Here is a 26,286-nt window from a genome sequence, read left to right on the forward strand (position 1 = left end):
CGGTACGCTGCGATACATCTTTTTGCCTAAAGCCCCGTCGGGCTTGCCAACGAACCATTGCCGCCATGAAGTTTATCATTAAATTGTTCCCGGAAATCACCATCAAAAGCCAAACTGTGCGTTTGCGCTTTATTAAAATTTTAACCGGGAATATTCGTAACGTTCTTAAAAACTACGATGAAACGCTTGCCGTCGTTCGCCATTGGGACCACATCGAAGTGCGTTCTAAAGATGAAGACAAACGTCTGGTGCTTCGCGACGCGCTGACCCGTATTCCGGGTATCCACCATATTCTGGAAGTCGAAGACGTTCCGTTTACCTCGCTGCACAATATTTTTGAGCAGACGCTGCCGCTGTGGCGTGAAGCGCTGGAAGGTAAATCGTTCTGCGTGCGCGTTAAGCGTCGTGGTAAGCACGAATTCACGTCAATTGAAGTGGAGCGGTATGTTGGCGGCGGCCTGAATCAGCACATTGAAACGGCACGCGTGAAGCTGACTAACCCAGACGTGACCGTTAACCTCGAAATCGAGAACGACCGTCTGCTGCTGGTGAAAGGGCGCTACGAAGGCATTGGCGGCTTCCCGATTGGTACTCAGGAAGACGTGCTGTCGCTGATCTCCGGCGGCTTCGACTCCGGCGTGTCCAGCTATATGCTGATGCGTCGCGGCTGTCGCGTGCACTACTGCTTCTTCAACCTCGGCGGCGCGGCTCATGAAATCGGCGTTCGTCAGGTCGCGCATTATCTGTGGAACCGTTTCGGTAGCTCACACCGCGTGCGTTTCGTGGCGATCAACTTCGAGCCGGTGGTTGGCGAAATTCTTGAGAAAGTGGAAGACGGCCAGATGGGCGTCGTGCTGAAGCGCATGATGGTCCGTGCGGCATCGCAAGTGGCTGAGCGCTACGGCGTACAGGCGCTGGTGACCGGTGAAGCGCTGGGTCAGGTGTCCAGCCAGACGCTGACCAACCTGCGTCTGATTGATAACGTCTCTGACACCCTGATCCTGCGTCCACTGATTTCTCACGATAAAGAGCACATCATAAATCTGGCGCGTGAAATTGGCACTGAAGACTTTGCCCGCACCATGCCGGAATACTGCGGCGTGATCTCGAAGAGCCCGACTATCAAAGCGGTGAAGGCGAAAATCGAAGCGGAAGAAGCAAACTTCGATTTTGCGATTCTGGATAAAGTGGTTGCCGAAGCGAATAACGTCGATATCCGCGAAATCGCGCAGCAGACCCAGCAAGACGTGGTGGAAGTTGAAACCGTCAGCGGCTTTAGCGACAACGACGTGATTCTGGATATCCGCTCCATTGATGAGCAGGACGATAAACCACTGAAGCTGGAAGGCGTGGAAATTGCTTCTCTGCCGTTCTACAAGCTGAGCACCCAGTTCGGTGACCTCGACCAGAGTAAAACCTACCTGCTGTGGTGCGAGCGCGGCGTGATGAGCCGCCTGCAGGCGCTTTATCTGCGTGAGCAGGGCTTCACCAATGTTAAGGTATACCGCCCATAACTAAAAAAACCGGCCTGGCCGGTTTTTTTATATCAGGTAGCCCGGCTGAGCAGAGCGACGCCGGGTTTTGCACCTACTCTTCGTAAAAGTTATAAATCCCCGCCGCCATCACCAGCTGCGACGCAATCTCATACGCTTTTTCACGCCCGACCAGCAGGTCGATAATCTTCAGCCCGAAATCAATCGATGTGCCCGGCCCCTGGCTGGTTAGCAGGTTGACGCGCGGGTCCCAGACCACACGCTTATCCTGCCACTGACCTTCAGGGATTTGGTCTTTCAGCGCCGGGAAACCGGTCATATTGCCGATAGGGAAGAGCTCATGGGGCACCAGCACGGTGGCGGCGGCTGCGCAGATAGCGGCGACAATACGCCCGGAGTTGTGAAACTGTCTCACCGTCTCGACCAGCAGAGGGCTATCGCGGAAGCACTCCGCGCCTTTAATGCCGCCCGGCAGGATGATGATATCGAAATCACCGTCTGCCACTTCAACCAGCGGGGCATCGGCCAGCAGTTTAACGCCGCGGGAGCAGGTAATGGTCAGGTTGCCATCACTGGCGACGCTGGCGGTGGTGACGCTGATGCCGCCACGCACTAACAGATCGATAGTGGTGACGGCTTCCATCTCTTCACTACCAGGAGCGAGGCAAATCAGTGCCGACGCGCTCATATTCACTCTCCTTACGTTTAACCTGTTCATACAGGCGAGTATTTTCCGGCACCGGAATGCCGTGCGCCCGTGCGCGCTTGAGCAGGAAACCGGTGATATAGTCGATTTCCGTATGCCGAAGCGCGCGGATGTCCTGCAGCATGGAGGAAATGTTCTCCGCCGTCAGATCGATCACCTGGTTAACATAAAATAACAGACTTTCCGGAGAGGTATGAAACCCTTCCCGCGTCATGGTCATTGCCACTTCATCGCAAATACGCGCCACCTGCTCCTGATGATGACGAAGTTCACCGTTAGAGCAGTTCATCAGCGCCGTCATCGGATTAATCACGCAGTTTACGGCGAGCTTACGCCACATGGCGGAGTGAATATTGTCGTGCCAGGCAACGTCCGGCAACACCTCCTGGAGGATTTCCGCCAGCTGGCTGTAGTCGTCATCGTAGCATTTGGCCGGGCCGATGTGGGTGGTGCCGTTGGCGACATGAATAATGATATTGCCGTCGCGGCGGGCGGCCTGCGTGGTTGCCCCAAGCAGAATCGGTTGATGTAGGCCGTTAAGCTCCTGCAGCGTCCCCATACCGTTATGAATCAGCAAAATGGGCGTTGTTGCCGGAAGCGTCGCCGCCAGGCTTCTGACCGCGTCTGACACCTGCCAGGCTTTGAGGGTCACCAGCAGCAGATCGCTCTGCGCCAGGAAGTCAGGGTCATTGGCGATAAATGAGTGGTTGAATACGCTACCGTCCAATTCCATCACGTTGACGCTACAGTAGGGCTGAGGTACGCGTAGCCATCCTTGTACTTCAAATCCTTTTTTATGGAGCGCGGTCATCCAGAGCTGGCCAAGCGCACCACATCCCAAAACGGTAATTTTCAAACATCCTCCTTACCACACCAGATGCTGCTGGTATGTCATACTTCACGCGAGCACTCGAATGAGTATAGCGTTATCAACTAAGCTTCCGGGGATAACAAGTTGAGTTATGCCGTGTTGCAGGTATTATGCAACGCAAAAGAAACTAAGGGAGGGGAAAAGATGCCATCTTTCGATATTGTCTCTGAAGTCGATCTTCAGGAAGCGCGTAACGGCGTGGATAACGCAGCCCGTGAGGTTGAATCTCGCTTCGATTTTCGCGGCGTAGAAGCGAAAATTGAGCTTAACGAAGCGAATAAGACCATTAAGGTGCTGAGCGAGTCCGATTTCCAGGTGAACCAGCTGCTGGATATCCTGCGTGCCAAGCTGCTCAAGCGCGGCATTGAAGGCACATCTCTTGATGTACCGGAAGAGTTCGTCCACAGCGGCAAAACCTGGTTTGTGGAAGCGAAGCTGAAACAGGGCATTGAAAGCGCGATTCAGAAGAAAATCATTAAGCTTATCAAAGACAACAAGCTGAAGGTGCAGGCGCAGATTCAGGGCGAAGAGATTCGTGTAACCGGGAAATCTCGCGACGATCTGCAGGCCGCGATGGCGCTGGTGCGCGGCGGCGACCTCGGTCAGCCGTTCCAGTTTAAAAACTTCCGCGACTAACCGTGAAAGTACTGCCCGCACGCTGCTGCGGGCAGTTTCGTCTTACCTGGCAGCTATCGCCTGCTCTACCTCAAAGCGGTTTGTCACTTTGCTGTCAATTTTGATGTAGGCAGAGTGTTCCTGAGCCACCACCAATACCTCTTTAACGCCCTCGGTCGCCAGCAGGCGCTCGCGCAGCGCGTCGTCCGCATCGACATCATCCGGGATCTGCACGCGCAGGCTGCTAACGTACGGCGGCTCCTGCATCGTCATCGAAACCAGTAGCCAGACCGTTGCCAGCAGCGCGCCGGCGAGGAATACCGTTTGTGAGTCGAACAGGCCGTCAATCCAGCCTCCTAGCGAGCCGCCGATAGCGACGCCGAGGAACTGGCTGGTGGAGTAAATCCCCATTGCCGTACCTTTGTAGCCCGCCGGAGCCTCTTTGCTGATAAGCGAAGGCAGCAGCGCTTCCATCAGGTTAAACGCAAGGAAGAAAATCTGTACGCCAGCGACCAGTTCCCAGAAGTAGGTACCGGATCCCCACAGCACGATTTCGGCAATCAGCAGCAGGGCGATACACAGCACGAACACGCGCTTCATGCGCCGCTTCACTTCGGCGTAGATGATAAAAGGCACGACCGCGACAAACGAGACGACCATGGTCACCAGATAGATTTTCCAGTGTTCAGCGGCCGGGAAGCCTGCGGGCTCCAGTTGACCAGGCAGCGCCACGAAGGTCGACATCAGCAGGATGTGCAGACACATGATGCCGAAGTTTAGCTTCAGCAGCTTCGGCTCCATCAGCACTTTGCTAAAGCAGCCTTTGACCATCCCTGATTCGCGGTTAAGCACGTGGTTTTTGCTGTCCGGCACCACCCAAAGGGTCAGCAAGATGCCCAACGTTGCCAGCCCGGCAATCATCCAGAATAGCGCGTGCAGGCCGAGCTTGTGGGTGATAATCGGGCCCAGCACCATCGCAATCGCAAAGGTGACGCCAAAGCTGACGCCGATAAACGCCATCGCCTTGGTGCGGTTTTGTTCACGGGTCAGGTCGGAAAGCAGCGCCATGACCGCGGCGGCAATCGCGCCAGAGCCCTGCAGGGCGCGGCCGAGGATAATGCCCCAGATAGAATCCGACATTGCCGCAATCACGCTGCCGAGAACGAAAATGGCCAGCCCGCCGACAATCAGCGGTTTGCGGCCAATGCGATCGGAGATAAGTCCAAAGGGAATTTGAAAAACGGCCTGCGCTAGCCCGTAAATACCGATGGCCAGGCCAATCAGCGCTTCGCTTGCGCCCTGTAATGCCATGCCGTATGTGGTCAGAACCGGAAGGACCATAAACATGCCGAGCATACGCAAAGAAAATACGGTCCCTAAACCCCAGGTGGCGCGTAACTCACCCGGCGTCATTTTGTAATCGTTCATTCCCACCTCTATATAAAAGCTGGGAGTAGTGTAGTGCGGGGAGAGGGCAGGGTAAACAGACGCTTAATTAACAAATATTACATTATTGAATCATTTGTGCGGAATAGAGACATAAACAATAACCCGGCGGCCCGAAGGCCGTCGGGTTCAAAGCCTGGTCAGGCGGCTTTCTGCGATATCTGGCGAATGGCGTCGATCACTTTCAGTGAACGCAAAGCATCTGCCGCATCAATGATTGGCTCGGCCTCACCGGCGATCACCTGCAGGAAATGGCGCAATTGCAGGATAAAGGGATCGATAGGCTCGACGGCGAGCGTTTCCTGCAACAGCGGCGCATGCCAGCCGCTTTGTTCACCGTAGCGCCACCAGCGCATTTGCGGAATGGCCAGCGCCCCTTTGCTGCCGGAAATCAGATAGCAGTTTTCTGGGGTATGGGCGTAAACCGTATTCTCCGCCGAATTCATCTCCCAGCTCCACGGGCTGACGCCGCAGTCGCTGAGCACCGCGCTGCCGAGCGCTCCGCAGGCAAAGCGCAGATTCACTACCGCGCTATCTTCGTTGGCGAAGCCGCGCCCGGCGTTGCTGGTCATTGCCTGCACTTCCTCAATTTCCCCCAGAAGATAGCGTAGCAGATCGATATCGTGCACCAGATTCACCAGTAGCGGCCCGGCACCTGGTTCACGACGCCAGGCAACGTTGAAGTAGTCATCGGGCTTTTGCAGGATCCAGTGCGCCGAGACCGCCACAATGTTGCCCAGCTCACCGCTGTCGATAAGCGACTTTGCCGCCACCGTCAGCGCGTTGTGCCGCCGGTGGTGGCCCACCAAAACGGGAACGCCATGCTGCGCCGCGGCGTCGACCAGCGCTTGCGCGCGTTCTGGCGATTCGGCGACCGGTTTTTCTACCAGCACCGGAATACCGCGCTCGATGCAGGCAATAGCGCACGGCACGTGCAGGGTGTTTGGCGTGGCGTTAATCACTCCTTGCGGATTGACCTGATCCAGCATGTCGTTGATATCGGCATACCACGCGATGCCCAGCGATGTCGCCAGCGCCTGAGCCTGCGGTGACGGATCGGCCAGCGCGACCAGCTCCGCCTCTGGCGTCTGCTGAATGACCTCAATATGCTTGCGGCCGATAGCGCCTGCACCGATGATGGCAAGACGGATGCGATTCATGATGGGCTCCTCAGGGTGGTTGTGACGGTTGGCTTCGCGTTAGTCGGGCTTGCCGCCCAGTAGCCTTTGGCGGCCAGACCGATGACGGTCAGCGCTGCGGGAATGCCGAGGATCAGGAACACCGATTTAAAATCGAGCCCCAGCGCCAGCATTTCCGCACCAGCAAATGCGCTGAGAATGGCGCCGATTCGCCCGACGCCGTGCATCCAGCTGGAACCGGTCGCACGTGCCTGGGTGGGGTAGAAGCGGGCGGAAAGGGCGTTCATTCCGGTATTCGCGCCGTTAAGGCAGGCGCCGCTGACAAACGCCAGCAGGCACAGCAACGGGAAGTTCACCCCCGCGTAACCAATCGCCATGGTGAACAGGCCACCCACGGCGAAGATAACCCCCAACGCCCGGTGCGGATCGATACGGTCCATCAACCAGCCCGCGAACAGGGAGCCGACGGTGCCGCCAGCCTGGTAAATCGCGGTCATTATCGCCGCCTGGCTGACGGTCAGCCCTATCTCTTTCACCAGCGTCGGTAGCCAACTGCCGAGGATATAGACCAGAAACAGCCCCATAAAGTAGACCAGCCACAGCATTAGCGAGCCGAACAGATATTCACGTGACAGCACAATGCGCATGGCGCTGCTCTTAATCGGCTGCTGGGGCAGAATAAAGCTGACATTTTCGCTGACCTGGCCGGGGAAAAAGCGCTGAAGGATGGCGTGTATTCGTGCGGCGGGGGCTTGTTTAATCACCAGAAAGCGCGCCGATTCCGGCAGCTTCCAGATAAGAAACGGTGCGAATAGCAGCGGCAGCACACCGCCCAGCGCCATCAGTGAATGCCAGCCAAACTGTGGAATAAGCCACGAGGCGGCAAATCCGCCGATGGCCGCACCAAAGGTAAAACCGCAGAAGATAACGGTGATGATAAACGAGCGCTGGCGCTCCGGCGCGTACTCCGAAACCAGCGTGCTCATATTTGGCATGGCGGCGCCTAGCCCGAGGCCGGTCATGAAACGGAAAAAGATCATCTGTTCGATGTTCTGGGAGAACGCCGTCGCGATGGTCCAGAAACCGAAGAAGAAGACGCTGTTGATGATGATTTTCTTGCGTCCCAGCCAGTCGGCAAGCGGGCCGGAGAAGAGCGCGCCGAGCGCAAGGCCAATCAGCGCCGTGCTAATAACAAAGCCGAGTTCATGGTTACTGACGCCCCATTCCTGCTTTAGCGTTGGGGCGATAAAGCCCATGATGGCGATATCAAAACCGTCCAGCGCAATGACGCAAAAACCGAGAAAAATGACCAGCTTCTGGTAGCGGCTGAGCGGGTTGGTGTTAATTAATTCTCTGACATCCAGGCGTTGTGTCTGTGACATGGCAAGCTCCTGTTTACAGGAAGGATTGTGCAGCGTTAAACAGCAGCTGAGCGCGTTGTTGTGCCGGAAGTGCTCCCTGAGCGCCGGCCAGCGGCACCTCTATCGAGACGGGAATGGTCGGCGGGAGCGCTGCAAGCAGACCGTGGAGATCCAGCTCACCTTCACCCGGGACACGACGCGCGCTGCGGGCCTGATAAATCAACTCCTGGGTATCCGTGGGAATTCGCGCTGGGGCGTCGCAGAGCTGCATGTAGTTCAACCGCTCTGGTGCAAGCGCACTCAGTGCCTCCAGCGACTCGCCTGCTCGCCAGAAGTGAATGGCATCCACCAGAATACCGACGTTGCGCTGCCCGCTGGCGGCAATCAGCTGTTGCGCGCTGGCAAGCGTGGGCAGATGAGTCCACGGCATCGGTTCCAGGTTCATGGTCAGGCCGTAGGCTTCCCCCGCCTGTGCCAACGTCGCCAGGTTCTCCGCGCAGCGAGGAAGGTTATCGTCATTACCGGCGACCAGCACCTGCTGGGCTTCCAATCGGGCAGCGGTGTCGAGGAACGGACGCAGCGCATCGAGGCTGAAATCCGGCGTCAGGCGCACAATCTCCACGTCGGAGACGCGAATACCGGTATCGCGCATCGCGGCCAGCGTTTCGCGTACGGTGCGCGTATCGCCAAGCATGTCGTAATCGGGGTCGTCAGGCGTCGCGGGCAACAGACGAATGCCGACGTGGCTGTAGCCGGTGAGCGCGGCGATACGCACCTGTTCCGGCGGTGAAACGTCCAGCACGGTTAGTGCCGCTAGGGAGAGAGAACGCATATTCATACAGACTCCAGTACAGTTGCAGGTGAGGTTTGTTGTTTTTTTGGCGCCTTTCCCTGGCTAAATGCGTGTTTTTTTTATGAGGTTGTATTTGCGGACAGATTTTTCCCCACCAGGTAACCAAACGTCATGGCGGGGCCCAGCGTGATGCCGCCGCTGGGGTAGAACCCCTGCATCACGCTAGACATATCGTTTCCCACGGCAAATAAGCCGGGGATGGGGTGTTGTTCGGCATCCAGAACGCGCGCCTGTTCGTCGGTTTTCAGGCCGCTGAATGATCCCAGCGAGCCGGGCAGGATACGTACCGCATAGTAAGGCGGCTGTTTCAACTCGCCCAGCGTCGGGCTGGGCTGGTGGCTAGCATCACCCTGCGCACAGTTATAGGCCGATGCGCCGCGCTGGAAGTCGTCGTCGCGCCCCTGTCGGGCGAAGCCATTAAAGCGTTCGACGGTATCGCTGAGCGCGGAACCGTCGATGCCGCACTGTTGCGCCAGTGCCTCAAGCGTATTGGCACTTTGCAGATAGCCGGTTCGCAGCCAGGCCTTTACCGGGAACGGGGTGGGGCGTGCGTGACCCAGGCCGTAGCGGTGCAGCGCGCGGCTATCGGCAATCAACCAGGCCACCGGTTTTTCGCCTTCTGGCGTGGCATCCAGCAGCGTGGCGATAAAATCATGGTAGGAGTCGGCTTCGTTGACGAAACGCTTGCCGTTACTGCGTACCGCGATAAACCCCGGTTTAGCTCGCTCAACAAGGTGCGGAAACGCCAGCTGTAGCCCACTGGCGAGCGAGACGCGGGAGACCGGAGCCCACGCCATCGGGTGCTTAAGCGAGCGGTCAAACTGGCCGCCTACGGTTTCGCCAAGGCGAATGCCATCGCCCTGATTTCCCGGTGGCGCGGCGGAGAAGTGGCCGTAGCCCTGCGCCGCGTGCGGCACCTGCTCGGCCAACCGCTGTTTATCATGCGGAAAACCGCCGCAGGCCAGTACCACCGCACGGGCCGTAACCTGAACCTCACCATCATCGCCGCTGAGGATGGCACCGGTCACGCCTTGGGTATCCTGTAATAAACGTGTGACCGGGGCGTTGAGCTGAAAGCTGACGTTAGCGTCGAGCGCCGAGCGCAGAAGACGCGCGACCAGCGCGTTGCCGTTGACCAGATGACGGCCGCGTCCGTGGCGCAGGCGTTGCCAGCCGTGACGCGCCAGGCGGCGGGCGGCATACAGTGCCGAACGCGGTGAGCGCGTCGCGTTAAAGAAGTGCGCCATATCCGCGCCGCCCGCAATGCCCATACCGGCAAGGCTGATGGTCTCCAGCGGCGGGCGCAGGCGGTGAAGCCAGTCGCCTAGTCCGCGAGCGTCGTACGGTTGGGCGGTGACGGAGCGGCCGCCGGTGACAAAGCCCGTGTTGTTATGAAAGTCAGGCATTTTGCTACCGGACAGAAACTGCACGGCGGTGTTTTGCCGGAAAAAATCCACCATTTCCGGGCCGTAGCGTAAAAAGGTGCGCAGGCGTGCATCGGCAGAGCAGCCTTCCATTTCGGACTGTAGATAGCTCAATGGGGCAGCATCGTCTTCCATTATGCCTTCCTCACGGGCTAGCGGGTTTTGCGGGATCCACAGCCAGCCGCCCGACCAGGCGCTGGTGCCGCCGATCGTTGACTCTTTTTCGGCAACCAGCACTCGCGCACCGCGCAATGCGGCGGTGACGGCAGCAGAAAGCCCGGCGGCGCCGGAGCCAATCACCAGCATATCTACCTCTACATGCCTGCTCATGGGGACTCCTTATTGCAGCGGCGAGAAATCGGTAGGGCGCATCAGCACCGATTCCAGGCGTTCAACCGCCGCCAGTTCGCGGTTTTTCCGTGAGAAGGTCAGCCAGCGCTCGTCCTGAGACATGCGCGCGCGGCGCACCAGACGGTCATCCAGGCTCTCGTAGGCCCAGATATGCACCACCTGATTGACCACGCCGATTTCAGTAAAGAAAAAGCCAATTAGCTTGCCGAGGTGTTCAGTTTGCACCGCAAAGGCGTCGCTTTTGTATAGCGCAAGCCAGTCGGCCATTTTCAGCGGATTGATGGTGTAGGTGCGTTTTTCGTAGATCATGCTGCTTCTCCTGAAGTGAGTGAGGATGCTTTTGTCATATGCATGGCGGCCAGATAGCCGAAGGTGAGCGCTGGGCCGAGGGTGATGCCTGGGCCGGGGTAGGTGCCCGCCATCATCGAATCCATATCGTTGCCGACCGCATACAGACCGCCGATAGGCTGGCCTTGCTGGTTAATGACCTGCGCGTCGGCGGTAGTGACCAACCCGCGTGAAGTGCCTAAGTCGCCGGTAAAGAGTTTGATGGCGTAGAACGGCGCGCTGAGCAGCGGCGCGTTGCAGGCGTTCGGGGCGTGTGCCGCGTCGCCCATCGCGCGGTTATAGCTGTTACCGCCTTTATGAAACGCCGGGTCGCTGCCGTGTGCCGCATGCAGGTTGTAGCGGGAAACGGTGTGCTCAAGCTGTTGCGGGTCTATACCTAACTGCTGCGCCAGTTCGCTTAGGCTTTCGGCCTGATGCAGATAACCGGCGTTCACCAACGCGTCGTTGTTAACCGGTGCCGGGCGCGCCAACCCCAAGCCATAGCGTTTCATTGCCTGGGCATCGCACAACAGGTAGCACGGGGCGTTTTCCGGCTGCTGCTGCATGGCGCTGGCAAAATGGTGGTAGGAATTTGATTCGTTGACGAAACGTACGCCGCGTTGGTTAACCGCGATCACCCCCGGTTTGGCGCGGTCGGTCACCAGATGTGGGAAGCGCTCCTCGCTACCGTCCGGGCGACGCAGCACGGAGACCGGTGCCCAGAAAAAGTTTGACGGCAGGTCTGCGCCTTGTCGGGCATCAACGCTAAGTCCCAGTTGGAATGCTGCACCGTCGTTAGTGGCGGGCGACATGGTGTAGTGCTGCTGCGTCGCTGGGCGATACTGGGGGGCGATGCGCCCGGCGGCAAAGCCTCCGGCGGCAAGTACGACGCCACGACGGGCGTGTAATGTCAGCGTTTGACCATCGCGTTCGATTTCAACCCCGGTCACACGACCGTTCCGTTCGACCAGCGATTTCACCGTCACGTTAAGTTCCAGCTCCAGCCCTTTACGCAGCGCCAGCGTCGCCATGCGGGCAATCAGCGCGTTGCCCATTGCCAGACGGGTACCGCGATGATGGCGCAGACGATCGCGCCCATAGCGGAGCAGCAGCCTGGTGCAGTGGCGCAATGAGCGCCATGAACGGCGCATATCGAGGAAGTGCTGAATATCGACACGGTTAACCATCATGCCGCCAAACAGCAGCATCCCCGGCGGCGGCGAGCGCAGGGTGGTAAAGTGCTCACCCAGCTCGCGGCCATCATATTCCACTACTTCCAGCGCCCGGCCGACGTCCACCCCGCCAGGTTCATCCGGATAGTAGTCCGGCGACAGCGGGCGCAGGCTGTATTTCACCGCGCCTTCCTGTTCGAGAAAGGCCAGCGCTTCTCGCCCGGCATGGACGAATGCGTCAACCATGTCTGGGCGGTAGTTCGCTTCGCCAATGATGGTGCGCAGGTAGGTTTTTATTGCCTCCGGCGAGCCGCTTTTTCCCAGGCGACGGGCCTGGTCGGTGTCGTTAATCCACACCGCGCCGCCGGAGATTGCTGACGTCCCGCCAAAATGCGGGGCCTTTTCCAGCATCAGTACCGAGAGACCTTTGCAGCAGGCGGTAACGGCGGTGGCGAAACCCGCCGCGCCGCTGCCAATCACGATCACATCCCAGCTTTTCATGCTGCGGCCTCGTCTGGTTGTTCAATAGCACCGATGAATTGCCCCATCAGCTGCATCTGCGCCAGCGCCATTTCCGGGCCGGTTTGTGTACGGCAGCCTCGGGTGTTAGCAAAGGCTAGCAACGGGGTGATAACCGGCGCGGTGACGACGTCGGCGACGTGAGTGGCCGCTGTTAATGTCTCCAGCAGATTTTGACTTAACGGCAGTGCGTCGAAGCCCGCCATGCCAGCGGGAGAACCGTTGACCAGCAGATCAATCTCCGAGAGCGAGTCGGGAAGGGGAGTGATATGTACGGTAGGGAAATGGGTGGCTAAACGGTTTTCCAGACGCTGACGACTGGCGTCATCGCGGTCATACAGTGCGAGATGGCTGATACCCGCTTCGCACAGTCCCCAGGCGATAGCGCTACCGACGCCGCCACAACCGGAAAGCAGGGCGCGTTTACCTGTAGGGTTAAAACCGTGAGCTTCTGCCGCGCGCTGGAAGCCCACGCCGTCCAGCATGTCCCCCTCTAAACGACCGTCTGCCAGCTTGCGCACCACGTTAACGGCGTTGAGATGGCGAGCGCGGGACGTGAGGGTATCAAGCAGACCGGCAACACGCTGTTTATGCGGTACGGTAACCAGAATGCCGCTCATATTCTGCCAACCGCGCAGGGCATTCAGGTAGTCGGCGACGGCTTCTGGCGCGATATCGACAGGGATCATCACCTTGTCCATGCCCTGAGTGGCAAAGTAGTGGTTAAAGTTGTCCGGTGATTTCACCTGGGTAATGGGATGCCCGATAACGGCGACGACCTGAGTAAATCCGCTGACCATTGCTCACCTCACTTGTTAATAAACTGTTGCTTGAGTATTTCAATGTAAGGGGTGAGCGACAACGCAGAATTCGGACAGGTTGGTTGTTAATCGCACCAGCAGTGCGATAATCGCAGTAATCGACTCCCTCAGTTGCAAAAGTGTGAACAGCTATGCAAAACGAGATTCATCAGCGCGATTTGATCGTCGGGTTGCAAAAAGGGCTGGCGCTGATCCAGCTTTTTTCGAAGGCGAACCCGCGACTGACGGTGCCGCAGGCGGCGAAAATGAGCGGGTTGACGCAGAGCGCCGCCCGCCGATTTTTCCTGACGCTGGTGCATGACGGCTATCTGGATACCGACGGGCGCTACTACTGGCTAATGGCGAAAACGCTGCGTCTGGGGCAGGCCTATGTTGATTCCGCGCAGTTCCCGCGAATGGTGCGGCCTATCGTGGAGTACGTGGCTAGCCGCAGCGAAGAACACGCGTCAGTTGGGGTGATTGATGATAACGAGCTGGTCTATATCGCCCGCAGCAAACACACGCCGTTTAACTCAACCTCTGTGCGACTCGGTGAACGAGTACCGATTCACTGCACCGCAGGCGGCAGGTTATGGCTGGCTTCGTTACCGGAAGCGGAGTGTGAAGCGGTACTGCAGCGCGTAACCCGTGAGCAGCGAACGCCTTACACGGTGACGGATGTACCAACATTGATGGAGCGTATCGCGCAGGTACGCCGTCAGGGATACGCCTCTATTGAGCAGGAGTTTGAGATAGGCATGCTGGTGATAGCCGTTCCGCTTGCTGATAGGGAAGGGCTGTACTGGGGGGCGTTGAGCTTGACCAGCCACCAGTCGCGCACCTCGCTGGAGGCGCTGTGCCGGGATCATCTGGATCTGCTGTATAGCGCCCAGGCGATGCTGGTGGGCTAGTCAAATGAAAAAATTGGGTGCGTTGAGAATACCTGTCAACAGTACCGTTTCATAGGCTACTTCTCCTTGACCCTAAGGTCGGTAAGAGGCTAGGGGCCTCAGATTAATGTTAAGCGTCTTGCCGGACGTAGAATGTTATCTGGGGCTTTTGTCTATTTGCCTTTCACATCATGCTCAAGACAAACAGTCTCAAGCACCCGCCGCGATTCTATACCTCTTCCCTTCAAATGAGCTGCCTCAGCGCTGGCTTCACCGTTATTTAGGAAAACATCAATACTGGGCAATTTTCTTCAGGCAATAAAAAACCTCGCCGAAGCGAGGTTTTTTCAAACGGAGTCTCTTTACCAGACGTAAGTCAGCAGGTTCTGAGAATTTGGCACCATAAAGTCGACGGACATCATCACGGAGAGCGCGGTAATGGCGATGATGGAGAAGCCGAACAGCTTGCGCGCCCAGACCTTATCATCTTCCACTTTGTAACCGCGCAGCGCCATGCCAAGCCACCAGACGCTCACTGCTGCTGCAACGATCAGGTATTTATACCCAGCGTAGCCACCCAGGGAGAGCATCAATGTGGCCAGAGCAAACGCCACGATGTACAGCGTGATGTGGTTTTTCGCCACTGCAATGCCTTTCACCACCGGCAGAACCGGAATGTTCGCTGCCTGATAATCCTTGAAGCGGAAAATCGCGATAGCGTAGGAGTGAGGCATCTGCCACAGGCTGAAGATCGCCAGCAGAATCAGTGCGCCGCTGTCGAAATCACCGGTCACTGCGCAGTAGCCAATCACCGGCGGCGCAGCGCCGGAGAGTGAACCAATCAGCGTGCCGTAAACGGAGTGGCGCTTCATGTACAGGCTGTAAACGCCGACATAAACCACAAACCCCATCACCCCCAGCCAGCAGGCGAGGGGATTGGCGCCGAACCACAGCAGCATGAAGCCAGCGAGACCCAGCAAGGTGGCGTAGACCAGTGACGTTTTTGGCGCAATCAGTCCCTTAACCAGCACTCGGTTCTTCGTTCGCTCCATCTTACGGTCGATGTCACGATCGATGTAGTTGTTGAAAACACAACCCGAGGCGACCACCAGAGACACGCCGATCAACGTCCAGGCGAACAGCGGATAGTCGATGTGACCTTTGGAGGCCAGCAGGAAACCGCCGATCACGGAGATCAGGTTGCCAAAAATGATGCCAGGCTTCGTTACTTGCAGGTATCGCTTAAACATACTCGCCGCTCTTAGTGAACCATCATGTTGTAGTTCAGGTTCCACATAATCCAGATGGAGCCTACCACCACGATGGCAATGATTATCACGGTAAAGACAAACGCGGTCAGGTTCCAGCCTTCGTCAGACTTGCTGTTCATGTGCAGGAAGTACACCAGGTGTACGACAATTTGCACAACAGCGGTGACCAGAATGGTCCCCAGAATCGCCGCATGCGACGCGCTTCCGCTCATTACCATCCAGAACGGAATGACCGTCAGGATGATAGACAGGATGAAACCTGTCATGTACGACTTCACGCTGCCGTGGGATGCGCCGCTGTGATCGTTAGAATGACTCATTACATTGCCCCCATCAGGTAAACAACGGAGAACACACAGATCCACACTACGTCCAGGAAGTGCCAGAACAGGCTCAGGCACAGGATACGAGTACGGTTAGTGCTGGTCAGGCCGCGGCGGGAAATCTGCACCATCAGCACGGCCATCCAGATAAGACCGGAGGTGACGTGCAGACCGTGAGTCCCTACCAGTGCGAAGAACGCTGACAGGAAGCCGCTGCGATCCGGGCCCATACCTTCAACAATCAGGTGATGGAATTCATAGATTTCCATCGCGATGAACCCTGCACCAAAGAGGAAGGTCAGGGCGAGCCAGGAAACGACCTGGCTCTTGTTGTTTTTGTACATGGCGATAGCCGCCATGCCGTAGGTGATGGAGCTGAACAGCAGCAGTGCGGTTTCAACCAGAACGAACGGCAGTTCGAAGATATCTTTACCCGCCGGGCCGCCAGCCGTGCCGTTCACCAGAACGGCATAGGTAGCGAACAGGGTGGCGAAGATGATGCAGTCGCTCATCAGGTAGATCCAGAAGCCGAAGATCTTCATCGGCCCTGTATCGTGGTGCCCGTGTTCGTGCGCGTGGGCGTTATGCGCGAGAGTATCAGTTGCCATTTTTCAGCCCTGCCTTAGAAATCTCATCGAAATGCTGATTTTCCAGTTTTTCGACTTCTGCAACCGGCACGTAGTAATCCACGTCCTCGTCAAAGCTTTTGATAATCCAGGTGATCACGATGCCTGCGAAGCTAGCAATCGCTAACCACCAGATATGCCAGATCATGGCGAAACCAAAGATGGTTGCGAAGGCGGCAATCACAATGCCCGCGCCGCTGTTTTTCGGCATATGAATTTCTTCATAGTGCGCCGGCTGCTTGTACGCTTCGCCTTTCTCTTTCATTTCCCAGAATGCATCGCGTTCGTGAATCTGCGGCACAATGGCAAAGTTGTAGAATGGAGGAGGGGAAGAAGTTGCCCACTCCAGCGTACGGCCGCCCCATGGGTCACCGGTCAGGTCACGGTTCTGCTCGCGGTCGCGAATAGAAACGTAGAACTGAATCAGCTGGCACAGGATACCGCAGGCAATCAGCGCTGCACCGCATGCTGCAACAACCAGCATTGGGTGGAACTGCGGGTCAATCTGCTGGCTCAGGCGACGGGTCATACCCATAAAGCCCAGCACATACAGCGGCATAAACGCTACGAAGAAGCCGATGATCCAGAACCAGAAAGCACGGATGCCCCAGGTTTCGTTCAGCGTGAAGCCAAAGGCTTTCGGCCACCAGTAGGTCAGACCTGCGAAGCAACCAAAGACCACACCGCCGATGATAACGTTATGGAAGTGCGCAATCAGGAACAGGCTGTTGTGCAGCACGAAGTCCGCACCCGGCACTGCCAGCAGAACGCCGGTCATACCGCCGACCGAGAAGGTCACGATAAAGCCGATGGTCCACATCATTGCTGAGTTGAAGACGATACGCCCCTGGTACATGGTGAACAGCCAGTTGAAGATCTTCACCCCGGTAGGGATGGCGATGATCATCGTGGTAATACCGAAGAAGGCGTTTACGTTCGCACCCGCACCCATGGTGAAGAAGTGGTGCAGCCAAACGATGAACGACAGGATGGTAATACACACGGTCGCCCACACCAGAGAGGTGTAACCGAACAGGCGTTTACGCGAGAAGGTTGCTGCAACTTCAGAGAACACACCGAAGACAGGCAGAACCAGAATGTACACTTCCGGGTGACCCCAGGCCCAAATCAGGTTGATGTACATCATCATGTTGCCGCCCATATCGTTGGTAAAGAAATGGGTGCCCAGATAGCGATCCAGGGTCAGCAGCGCGACGGTAACCGTCAGAATTGGGAAGGAGGCGATAATCAGGATGTTGGCGCACAGAGATGCCCAGGTAAATACCGGCATCTTGAACATCGTCATTCCTGGTGCACGCATCTTGATGATGGTCACGAAGAAGTTAATACCGGTCAGTGTGGTACCAATACCGGAGAGCTGAAGCGCCCAAATCCAGTAATCGACACCTACGCCCGGACTGTACTCTATTCCCGAGAGCGGCGGATAGGCCAGCCAACCGGTCTGAGCAAATTCACCAACGCCCAGAGACAGGTTAACCAGAACCACACCGACAACGGTGAACCAGAAGCTCAGGTTGTTCAGGAACGGGAACGCTACGTCACGCGCGCCGATCTGCAGTGGAACCACCAGGTTCATCAGACCGATAACGAACGGCATCGCGACGAAGAAGATCATGATAACGCCGTGGGCGGTAAAGATCTGGTCGTAGTGATGCGGTGGTAGGAACCCAGCTTCCCCGGCCGAAGCCAGAACCTGCTGGCTACGCATCATCACGGCATCGGCAAAGCCACGCAGCAGCATGACGATAGCAACGATGACATACATGATGCCAAGACGTTTGTGGTCGACGGAGGTCAGCCACTCATTCCATAGATAGGACCACTTACCAAAGTAAGTGATGGCCGCCAGGAGAGCGAGTCCCCCGACGATAATGGCAGCCACCGTAACCACGATAATGGGTTCGTGGTAGGGCACTGCATCCAGTGTCAGTTTTCCGAACATCGTATTCTTCCTCGGCCCCTTAGTGAGCGGATTCCGCGTGGCTCATGTCCATGCCTTCCATTCCTTCGTGCGATGCGTGTTCGCCTTCAGGTTTGGTCATGTCCATGCTCTTGCCGTGATCCATGAATTTGCTGGTCACTGCTTTAAACAAATCTGGTTTCACGCTGGAGAAGTACTCCACCTTGTTATATTCGCTCGGTGCAGCCAATTTCTCGAAGGTGGCCATGTCATCCATGGTGTTCGGAGATTGTTTCGCTTTCGCGACCCACTGATCGAATGCGGCACGATCCGGCGTAGCAATGGCTTTGAACTTCATTCCAGAGAAGCCCTGGCCGCTATAACTAGCAGAGATACCGTCGTAGATACCTGCTTCGTTAGCGATCAGATGCAGGTTGGTCTGCATACCGGCCATCGCGTAAATCTGGCTGCCCAGACGCGGGATAAAGAAGGAGTTCATCACGGAGTTGGAGGTCACTTTGAACTGCACCGGAACGTTCGCCGGGAAGGCGATTTCGTTAACGGTAGCAATGCCCTGCTCCGGGTAGATGAAGAACCATTTCCAGTCCATGGAAACCACTTCGATAGTGATTGGTTTCTCATCATGAGCCAGCGGTTTGCTTGGTTCTAAAGCGTGAGTGGTTTTCCAGGTCAGTACGGCGAGGAAGATGATGATAAGAATTGGCACGGTCCAGACCACAGCTTCCACTTTATTGGAGTGTGACCAGTTCGGGCTATACTTCGCATCTTTATTGCTCGCACGATACTTCCAGGCGAAACCAACGGCCATTAAGACGGCGGGAATCACGACGATCATCATCAGGCCGAAAGCCGTCAGAATCAGCGAGCGCTGTTCCAGTCCAATCTGTCCTTTGGGGTCAAGTAGCGCAGAATCACAACCACTGAGTAATACAGTGCCGGCGATTAATGACAACCATCCCAAGTTTTTATTGTATTTCCTGAGTCTCATGTAACGACCTCAATTCCACGGGGTGTTGGTGGCGTTTAAAGTGTGGGGTCATTTTACGGGAAGGTTACATTACTGTAAACATCATTGGTGCTCTGTCAGTTATGTGTTACCGGGTTCTGCCGTGCCTGTCACAGATGTTGCCAAATGTGTCTATTTTCCGAGCGGAAAGCCCATCTGGCGGGCGTTATAACGAAAGGGGGTATGGGGAAGGGGTTAAGATGGCAATTGGTATAACCATTGCCAAAAATATACAAATAATTAACAATTAATCATCAAATAATGGACAATTCAAAAACGAAAAATTAATTGTTCTGGTGCTGAATCGGTTAAAGAAATAAAGCACATTTTAGACGTTCCAATAATTTCCAGAATTCTAAAGCGCACAAAAGCATAAATATTTTTTTTCACATACGACGTAAACGTTATTATTACGCGTCGTGATTACAACGTACTCTTCACATTTTCCGCTTATTTTATTGGAACTGCGTTTTACGCAGGGCAAGGTAGTCCAGCAGGCAGCCGTAAATGATGCCAATAAAGGCTATCACGACGCCTATCTCGAGTACGATTCCGGACCACTGAATGGCGGTGAGGTTCAGAGCATTTGCCAGCAGCATTACCAGCCAGACTCCCAGCAGCGTGGCACCCAGCATTAGCAGACGTAGCGCGAATCGATAGGCGCCCGCATAGCTATCACGCGGCATAAATTGTTCGGTTCGCTGAGTATATTCCAGGGTCTTACGGCAGATAAGCAGCAGCAGAATGCCCGGTACGGCGGCAAACACCGAGAAGAGATAGAACGTCGGCCAACCGTGCGCTTCGACAAACCAGCCAGCAATTGGCCCAACGTAGACACGGCCGACGGCGGACAGCGCCGATAGCAGCGCAAACTGGGTGGCAGAAAACGATTTATTACACAGCGTCATCAGCAGTGCGACGAATGCCGCCGTGCCCATACCGCCGCACAGGTTTTCAAAGAAGACCGCGGCCGCCATCGAATAAATATGCTTATCCGTGACCGAAAGCGCCCAATAGCCAGCGTTCGACACGCCCTGCAAAATGCCAAAAATCAGCAGCGCGCGGAACAGCGTCAGGCGCTGCATCAGTACTCCGCCGTACAGCGCGCCGACAATGGTGGCAAACAGGCCGAGGGTTTTATTCACCATCCCGACCTGGCCGGCGTCAAACCCCACGCCGCGGATCAAGAAGGTGGTGGTCAGGCTCATGGCGAAGGCGTCGCCGAGCTTATACATCACGATGAGCAGCAGAATGAGCCAGGCGTTGTTACGGCCGAAGAAATCTTTAAGCGGTTGCACCACCGCTTGCTCAAGGCTTTTCGGGACCGGGATAACGTCGCTCGGTTCGGGAGCCAGCAAGGTGGCGATAATGCACGGTACAAGCAGCGCCGCCATTAGCCAGTACATGCCCTGCCAGCCTAGCCATTTATCGGCCAGCCATAGCGCCAGCCCGCCGGAAACCAGCATCCCCAGGCGATAGCCCAGTACGCTAATCGCCGCGCCCGCGCCACGCTCTTCCGCTGGCAGCACGTCGGTTTTCCAGGCATCGAAGACAATATCCTGAGAGGCGGAGCAGAACGCGATAATCACCGCCAGCGCTGCCATCCAGCGCAGCTGCGTGGAGGGCTCAAGGAAGCCCATTGCAGCAATGGCGATAAGCAGTAAACATTGTGTCGTCAACAGCCAGCCGCGACGGCGCCCTAAAAATGGCAGCGTGTAGCGGTCCATGACCGGTGACCAGAGAAACTTAAAGACGTATGCCTGGCCGACAAGCGAGAAAAAGCCGATGGTTTTCAGATCGATATTTTCGACCGTCATCCACGCCTGCATCGTCCCTGAGGTCAGGGCGAGCGGTAAGCCGGAAGCAAAGCCAAGAATCAGCAGAATGGCTGATTTCGGTTGCTGAAAAATGCGGAGATAGTGACCAGACATAGTGTTCTACATTCAGACCCGGCCTGAGCCGGGTCTGTGACGGGATTAGCGAGCGTTTTGCTTGATGAAATCGTGGATAGAGGTGTCCTGTGCCATATCGGCGATGGTATCGCCCAGCACGCTATCAACGGTATCGGAAATGTTTTTGTTGGAAGCCTGGAACGCGCCTTCAACGGAGTAGTTAGAACGGTAGTTTTTGGTCATCTTGTTACCGTTAGCGGCAGTCGCGATGATAGCGATATCGGCTTTGGTAGAGATGTTGTAACGCACGTTACCCTGGGAAACGTCGGCATACAGCTGATTAACGATAATCTGCAGATTTACCGCACCGTTCGGGCCAATCATATAACCGCGCGCGGTCATCTGTTTTTCCAGCACTTCCTGCATCAGGAAACGCAGGTCGCGGGAAGCGGTCAGGGTAACCAGCTGGTTGTTGCGGGTGACTTTGGCCAGCGCCTGATCCTGACGCTGGTCAGCGCCGGTGATGCTAACGGTCACGCCCATCAGGCTTGGATCCTGCTGAGGCAGGGTGATTTTTGGCGACACTTCAACCGTGGTCGGAGGCGTTGCGCATCCTGCCAGCATAAACAGTGCTACCAGTGGGAAGAGGATTTTTTTTAACATGTTAGGGGTCTCAAACGCATTGTTTACTGAAAATTCCCGCCATCATAACATCGCCATCGGTCAGGGGAAGTAGGCAATGCATGTAATTTCATCGTGTTGGTGTTTTTCTGCTCGCGTGAACAATCTGCGGCAGGATTTCAGATGAGAAGCGATTGTAAAAGACGTTAACTTCATCTACTTGACAAATAAAAGGGCGCGAACGCTAATTTTTTGTTGCCTTCGTGTAATGGAATCAGTAAAAGCGGCTAACATTTAAAGGGATAGGCGGCATCTTAACGTTGTCGGAGGAGTAATATCATGATGATGCGTGAACAAATCGAAGAAAAACTGAGGGCAGCGTTTGAACCTGTTTTCCTGGAAGTCGTAGACGAAAGCTACCGCCACAACGTACCGGCCGGCTCTGAGAGCCACTTTAAAGTTGTGCTGGTGAGCGATAAGTTTACCGGGGAACGTTTTCTGAATCGTCATCGGATGATCTACGGAACGTTAACAGAGGAGTTTGCGTCCACCGTCCATGCGCTGGCATTGCATACTTATACGCGAAAAGAGTGGGAAGGTTTGCAAGATACCGTCATTACCTCACCGCCATGCCGCGGAGCGGGTACTATCGCGTAGAAAAGGCATTTGCAACACGGAACTTTTCCAGTATGTTGCGTACAGATTATGAGAAAACGGCCTGCGGGCCGTTTTGTTTTGTCTGAATTTTGAGCTATTTCGACAGCGTTCAGACAAAAATTAGCCGGGAATTGTGAAAAATGCCGCAGCAACGCGTGATAACCGTTCTCGACTCATAAAAGTGATGCCGCTATAATGCTGCGTCTTATTTTTCGGAATGTCTTCGGGATGATTCTGACGACAGGGAATGTGATTGATTACGAGAGCATCCCAGGTCCGCAACGCCAGCTTTTCGAGCTTGCGGAGTAGAGTTGACCGAGCACTGTGATTTTTTTGAGGTAACAAGATGCAAGTTTCAGTTGAAACCACTCAGGGCCTTGGCCGCCGTGTAACGATTACTATCGCTGCTGACAGCATCGAGACCGCTGTAAAAAGCGAGCTGGTCAACGTAGCGAAAAAAGTACGCATTGACGGTTTCCGTAAAGGTAAAGTACCGATGAATGTTGTTGCTCAGCGTTATGGCGCTTCCGTGCGTCAGGACGTTCTGGGTGACCTGATGAGCCGCAACTTCGTTGACGCGATCATCAAAGAGAAGATCAATCCAGCTGGCGCGCCTAACTACGTTCCAGGTGAATATAAGCTGGGTGAAGACTTCACCTACGCAGTAGAATTCGAAGTGTACCCAGAAGTTGAACTGCAGGGTCTGGACGCTATCGAAGTTGAAAAACCAGTTGTTGAAGTGACCGAAGCTGACGTTGACGGCATGCTGGACACTCTGCGTAAGCAGCAGGCAACCTGGAAAGACAAAGACGGCGTTGTTGACGCTGAAGACCGCGTTACCGTTGACTTCTCCGGCTCTGTAGACGGCGAAGAATTCGAAGGCGGTAAAGCGACTGATTTCGTACTGGCAATGGGCCAGGGTCGTATGATCCCAGGCTTTGAAGACGGTATCAAAGGTCACAAAGCAGGCGAAGAGTTCGTTATCGACGTTACCTTCCCAGAAGAATACCACGCTGAAAACCTGAAAGGTAAAGCGGCTAAATTCGCGATTACCCTGAAGAAAGTTGAAGAGCGTGAACTGCCAGAACTGACTGCAGAATTCATCAAACGTTTCGGCGTTGAAGATGGTTCCGTTGAAGGCCTGCGCGCTGAAGTGCGTAAAAACATGGAACGCGAACTGAAAGGCGCGGTACGTAACCGCGTTAAATCTCAGGCAATCGAAGGTCTGGTAAAAGCGAACGAAATCGACGTTCCTGCTGCTCTGATCGACAGCGAAATCGACGTTCTGCGCCGTCAGGCTGCACAGCGTTTCGGTGGCAACCAGCAGCAAGCGATGGAACTGCCTCGCGAACTGTTCGAAGAGCAGGCGAAACGCCGCGTCGTTGTTGGCCTGCTGCTGGGCGAAGTTATTCGTACCCACGAGCTGAAAGCTGACGAAGCACGCGTTGCTACCCTGATCGAAGAAATGGCTTCCGCCTACGAAGATCCGAAAGAAGTTATTGAATTCTACAGCAAAAACAAAGAGCTGATGGAAAACATGCGCAGTGTCGCTCTGGAAGAACAGGCTGTTGAAGCGGTTCTGGAAAAAGCGAAAGTGACTGAAAAAGCAACTTCCTTCAATGAACTGATGAACCAGCAGGCGTAATTTCGCTTACCGGTTTACGGTTTTGAGAAAAACCCGTTGCCTTTTGGTGACGGGTTTTTTTATTGCAGCAATAACCAAAGCTTGCGTGATAAAACGGCTTTTCGGTGTTAGCGTATCAACAAAATATTGTTATGCTTGAAATAGGGTAAGATCGTACCCATTACTGAGGGAACGAATCACTCGCCGCATCTCTATAATTAGCAGGCTGTGGCTATTTTATTTATTATCCAGGAGACGGAAATGTCATACAGTGGCGAACGAGATAATTTTGCACCCCACATGGCCCTGGTGCCGATGGTCATTGAACAGACCTCACGTGGCGAACGTTCTTTTGATATCTACTCCCGTCTACTTAAAGAGCGCGTAATCTTTCTGACCGGTCAGGTCGAAGACCACATGGCAAACCTGATTGTGGCGCAAATGCTGTTTCTGGAAGCGGAAAACCCGGAAAAAGACATTTATCTGTACATCAACTCCCCAGGCGGCGTGATCACAGCAGGGATGTCTATTTATGACACCATGCAGTTTATCAAGCCGGATGTCAGCACCATCTGTATGGGGCAAGCGGCATCGATGGGCGCGTTCCTGCTGACGGCAGGCGCAAAAGGTAAGCGCTTCTGCTTACCAAACTCCCGCGTAATGATTCACCAGCCGCTGGGCGGTTATCAGGGCCAGGCGACGGATATCGAAATCCACGCCCGTGAGATCCTGAAGGTGAAAGGACGCATGAATGAGCTTATGGCGCACCATACTGGCAAATCTCTGGAGCAGATTGAGAGCGACACTGAACGTGACCGCTTCCTGTCCGCTTCTGAAGCCGTCGAGTATGGCCTGGTTGACTCAATTTTGAGCAAACGTAACTAATGTCATGACGGCACGTGCCGCTGCACGGTATATAATACTAAGGGCGGCACAACGCTTGCGTAGCAGCTTGCGCTTAAGAATGGCATTTGCGTCGTCATATGCGGCACAAAGAACTTAAAAAGAGGTTTTGACTCATGACAGATAAACGCAAAGATGGCTCGGGCAAACTGTTGTACTGCTCTTTTTGCGGCAAAAGCCAGCACGAAGTGCGTAAGCTCATCGCCGGCCCATCCGTGTATATCTGCGACGAATGCGTCGACTTATGTAACGACATCATTCGCGAAGAGATTAAAGAAGTGGCGCCGCATCGTGAACGCAGTGCTCTGCCGACGCCACACGAAATTCGCCACCATTTAGATGACTACGTTATCGGTCAGGAACAGGCGAAAAAGGTGCTGGCCGTTGCGGTCTACAACCACTACAAACGTCTGCGTAACGGTGATACCAACAACGGCGTTGAGCTTGGCAAAAGTAACATTCTGCTGATTGGCCCAACCGGTTCCGGTAAAACCCTGCTGGCCGAAACGCTGGCGCGCCTGCTGGACGTTCCGTTCACCATGGCCGATGCAACCACCCTGACCGAAGCAGGTTACGTGGGTGAAGACGTTGAAAACATTATTCAAAAGCTGCTGCAGAAGTGCGATTACGACGTGCAGAAAGCCCAGCGCGGTATTGTTTACATCGATGAAATCGACAAGATTTCTCGTAAGTCTGATAACCCGTCGATTACTCGCGACGTGTCCGGCGAAGGCGTACAGCAGGCGCTGCTGAAGCTGATTGAAGGCACCGTGGCAGCCGTTCCGCCGCAGGGTGGCCGTAAACATCCGCAGCAGGAGTTCCTGCAGGTAGATACCTCGAAGATCCTGTTTATCTGCGGTGGTGCATTTGCTGGTCTGGATAAAGTGATCGGTAACCGCGTTGAAACCGGTTCGGGTATTGGCTTTGGCGCAACGGTGAAATCCAAAACGGATAAAGCCAGCGAAGGCGAACTGCTGACCCAGGTTGAGCCAGAAGATCTGATCAAATTTGGTCTGATCCCTGAGTTCATCGGCCGTCTGCCGGTGGTTGCAACCCTGACTGAGCTGAGCGAAGAAGCGCTGATTCAGATCCTGAAAGAGCCGAAAAACGCCCTGACCAAGCAGTATCAGGCGCTGTTTAACCTCGAAGGTGTTGATCTGGAATTCCGTGACGAAGCGCTGGACGCTATCGCCAAGAAAGCGATGGCGCGTAAAACCGGTGCTCGTGGTCTGCGTTCCATCGTAGAAGCCGCGCTGCTCGAAACCATGTACGATCTGCCTTCTATGGAAGACGTCGAAAAAGTGGTTATCGACGAGTCGGTGATTGCCGGTCAAAGCGAACCGCTGCTGATTTACGGCAAGCCGGAAGCGCAGCAGGCATCTGGCGAATAATTCACCAGTTCATACAATCAGTTAATCAAAAAGGGGGGATTTTATCTCCCCTTTTATTTTTCC

At 55.3% G+C, this 26,286-nt stretch carries 24 protein-coding genes; 7 read left to right on the plus strand and 17 right to left on the minus strand.

Features of this window, described 5'->3' with window-relative positions; translation table 11 throughout:
* The first annotated feature begins 65 nt into the window (after positions 1 to 65).
* Positions 66 to 1,514, plus strand: coding sequence for a tRNA uracil 4-sulfurtransferase ThiI (thiI, locus tag V6944_RS11160; protein ID WP_185667164.1), 1,449 nt, complete (start codon positions 66 to 68; stop codon positions 1,512 to 1,514).
* A 73-nt stretch (positions 1,515 to 1,587) separates the two neighbouring features.
* On the opposite strand, the gene yajL is transcribed toward thiI, so the two are convergent.
* The gene (yajL, locus tag V6944_RS11165; RefSeq protein WP_333498996.1) at positions 1,588 to 2,181 is read right to left on the minus strand and encodes a protein deglycase YajL; all 594 of its coding nucleotides are present in this window, start codon (positions 2,179 to 2,181) and stop codon (positions 1,588 to 1,590) included.
* Complete coding sequence (panE, locus tag V6944_RS11170) at positions 2,144 to 3,055, minus strand: 2-dehydropantoate 2-reductase (protein WP_333498997.1); 912 nt, start codon at positions 3,053 to 3,055, stop codon at positions 2,144 to 2,146. Before panE ends, yajL begins: the two co-directional genes overlap by 38 nt.
* Before the next feature lie 159 nt (positions 3,056 to 3,214).
* Between panE and V6944_RS11175 the strand changes: the two genes are divergently transcribed.
* Positions 3,215 to 3,706, plus strand: a complete 492-nt coding sequence (locus tag V6944_RS11175) for a YajQ family cyclic di-GMP-binding protein (protein WP_333498998.1) — start codon at positions 3,215 to 3,217, stop codon at positions 3,704 to 3,706.
* A 42-nt stretch (positions 3,707 to 3,748) separates the two neighbouring features.
* Here V6944_RS11175 and V6944_RS11180 read toward each other — a convergent pair whose 3' ends face one another.
* The 8 genes from V6944_RS11180 to V6944_RS11215 all read right to left on the minus strand — a co-directional run bounded on the left by V6944_RS11180 (position 3,749) and on the right by V6944_RS11215 (position 13,077).
* Positions 3,749 to 5,113: an MFS transporter gene (locus V6944_RS11180; RefSeq protein WP_333498999.1), complete on the minus strand. Its 1,365-nt coding sequence runs from the start codon at positions 5,111 to 5,113 to the stop codon at positions 3,749 to 3,751.
* 158 nt (positions 5,114 to 5,271) lie between these two features.
* Positions 5,272 to 6,291 carry a Gfo/Idh/MocA family protein gene (locus tag V6944_RS11185; RefSeq protein WP_333499000.1) on the minus strand — a complete coding sequence of 340 codons (1,020 nt, stop codon included), beginning with the start codon at positions 6,289 to 6,291 and terminating at the stop codon, positions 5,272 to 5,274.
* Positions 6,288 to 7,652, minus strand: coding sequence for an MFS transporter (locus V6944_RS11190; RefSeq protein WP_333499001.1), 1,365 nt, complete (start codon positions 7,650 to 7,652; stop codon positions 6,288 to 6,290). Before V6944_RS11190 ends, V6944_RS11185 begins: the two co-directional genes overlap by 4 nt.
* Positions 7,653 to 7,665: 13 nt before the next feature.
* Entirely contained in the window at positions 7,666 to 8,469 is an 804-nt protein-coding gene (locus tag V6944_RS11195; protein WP_333499002.1) for a sugar phosphate isomerase/epimerase family protein, read from the minus strand.
* 74 nt (positions 8,470 to 8,543) lie between these two features.
* Positions 8,544 to 10,238 carry an FAD-dependent oxidoreductase gene (locus tag V6944_RS11200; protein WP_333499003.1) on the minus strand — a complete coding sequence of 565 codons (1,695 nt, stop codon included), beginning with the start codon at positions 10,236 to 10,238 and terminating at the stop codon, positions 8,544 to 8,546.
* Between the two features lie 9 nt (positions 10,239 to 10,247).
* A complete protein-coding gene (locus tag V6944_RS11205; RefSeq protein WP_035894285.1) occupies positions 10,248 to 10,568 on the minus strand; it encodes an NIPSNAP family protein in 321 nt (106 codons plus the stop codon).
* Entirely contained in the window at positions 10,565 to 12,259 is a 1,695-nt protein-coding gene (locus V6944_RS11210) for an FAD-dependent oxidoreductase (RefSeq protein ID WP_333499004.1), read from the minus strand. Before V6944_RS11210 ends, V6944_RS11205 begins: the two co-directional genes overlap by 4 nt.
* Positions 12,256 to 13,077 (minus strand): shikimate dehydrogenase family protein, encoded by an 822-nt coding sequence (locus tag V6944_RS11215; protein WP_333499005.1) that lies wholly within the window; start codon positions 13,075 to 13,077, stop codon positions 12,256 to 12,258. The genes V6944_RS11210 and V6944_RS11215 overlap by 4 nt, the downstream gene beginning before the upstream one ends.
* Positions 13,078 to 13,229: 152 nt before the next feature.
* Here V6944_RS11215 and V6944_RS11220 point away from each other — a divergent pair, with 152 nt between their 5' ends.
* Positions 13,230 to 13,988 carry an IclR family transcriptional regulator domain-containing protein gene (locus V6944_RS11220; protein ID WP_202216336.1) on the plus strand — a complete coding sequence of 253 codons (759 nt, stop codon included), beginning with the start codon at positions 13,230 to 13,232 and terminating at the stop codon, positions 13,986 to 13,988.
* A 341-nt stretch (positions 13,989 to 14,329) separates the two neighbouring features.
* On the opposite strand, the gene cyoE is transcribed toward V6944_RS11220, so the two are convergent.
* The 7 genes from cyoE to V6944_RS11255 form a co-directional block, all read right to left on the minus strand.
* On the minus strand, positions 14,330 to 15,217 hold the full coding sequence (gene cyoE / locus V6944_RS11225; RefSeq protein WP_185667152.1) for a heme o synthase: 888 nt from the start codon (positions 15,215 to 15,217) through the stop codon (positions 14,330 to 14,332).
* Between the two features lie 11 nt (positions 15,218 to 15,228).
* Positions 15,229 to 15,558, minus strand: a complete 330-nt coding sequence (locus V6944_RS11230; RefSeq protein WP_333499006.1) for a cytochrome o ubiquinol oxidase subunit IV — start codon at positions 15,556 to 15,558, stop codon at positions 15,229 to 15,231.
* Entirely contained in the window at positions 15,558 to 16,169 is a 612-nt protein-coding gene (locus V6944_RS11235) for a cytochrome o ubiquinol oxidase subunit III (protein WP_035894295.1), read from the minus strand. The genes V6944_RS11230 and V6944_RS11235 overlap by 1 nt, the downstream gene beginning before the upstream one ends.
* Entirely contained in the window at positions 16,159 to 18,150 is a 1,992-nt protein-coding gene (gene cyoB / locus V6944_RS11240; RefSeq protein ID WP_333499007.1) for a cytochrome o ubiquinol oxidase subunit I, read from the minus strand. The genes V6944_RS11235 and cyoB overlap by 11 nt, the downstream gene beginning before the upstream one ends.
* 19 nt (positions 18,151 to 18,169) lie before the next feature.
* Positions 18,170 to 19,117, minus strand: coding sequence for a cytochrome o ubiquinol oxidase subunit II (gene cyoA / locus V6944_RS11245; RefSeq protein ID WP_035894297.1), 948 nt, complete (start codon positions 19,115 to 19,117; stop codon positions 18,170 to 18,172).
* Between the two features lie 473 nt (positions 19,118 to 19,590).
* A complete protein-coding gene (ampG, locus tag V6944_RS11250) occupies positions 19,591 to 21,066 on the minus strand; it encodes a muropeptide MFS transporter AmpG (protein ID WP_333499008.1) in 1,476 nt (491 codons plus the stop codon).
* Positions 21,067 to 21,111: 45 nt separating this feature from the next.
* Positions 21,112 to 21,690 (minus strand): lipoprotein, encoded by a 579-nt coding sequence (locus V6944_RS11255; protein ID WP_185667149.1) that lies wholly within the window; start codon positions 21,688 to 21,690, stop codon positions 21,112 to 21,114.
* A gap of 297 nt (positions 21,691 to 21,987) precedes the next feature.
* On the opposite strand from V6944_RS11255, the gene bolA reads away from it, so the two are divergent.
* The 4 genes from bolA (at position 21,988) to clpX (ending at position 26,223) form a co-directional block, all read left to right on the plus strand.
* On the plus strand, positions 21,988 to 22,305 hold the full coding sequence (gene bolA, locus V6944_RS11260; protein WP_035894301.1) for a transcriptional regulator BolA: 318 nt from the start codon (positions 21,988 to 21,990) through the stop codon (positions 22,303 to 22,305).
* 346 nt (positions 22,306 to 22,651) lie between these two features.
* Positions 22,652 to 23,950 carry a trigger factor gene (tig, locus tag V6944_RS11265; RefSeq protein WP_185667148.1) on the plus strand — a complete coding sequence of 433 codons (1,299 nt, stop codon included), beginning with the start codon at positions 22,652 to 22,654 and terminating at the stop codon, positions 23,948 to 23,950.
* Positions 23,951 to 24,190: 240 nt separating this feature from the next.
* Positions 24,191 to 24,814 (plus strand): ATP-dependent Clp endopeptidase proteolytic subunit ClpP, encoded by a 624-nt coding sequence (gene clpP / locus V6944_RS11270; RefSeq protein WP_185667147.1) that lies wholly within the window; start codon positions 24,191 to 24,193, stop codon positions 24,812 to 24,814.
* A gap of 134 nt (positions 24,815 to 24,948) precedes the next feature.
* Positions 24,949 to 26,223 carry an ATP-dependent protease ATP-binding subunit ClpX gene (gene clpX / locus V6944_RS11275; RefSeq protein ID WP_220439719.1) on the plus strand — a complete coding sequence of 425 codons (1,275 nt, stop codon included), beginning with the start codon at positions 24,949 to 24,951 and terminating at the stop codon, positions 26,221 to 26,223.
* Positions 26,224 to 26,286 lie beyond the last annotated feature (63 nt).

Origin of the sequence: Kluyvera sp. CHPC 1.2972 (assembly GCF_036759925.1) — a bacterium.
Lineage (GTDB): Bacteria > Pseudomonadota > Gammaproteobacteria > Enterobacterales > Enterobacteriaceae > Kluyvera.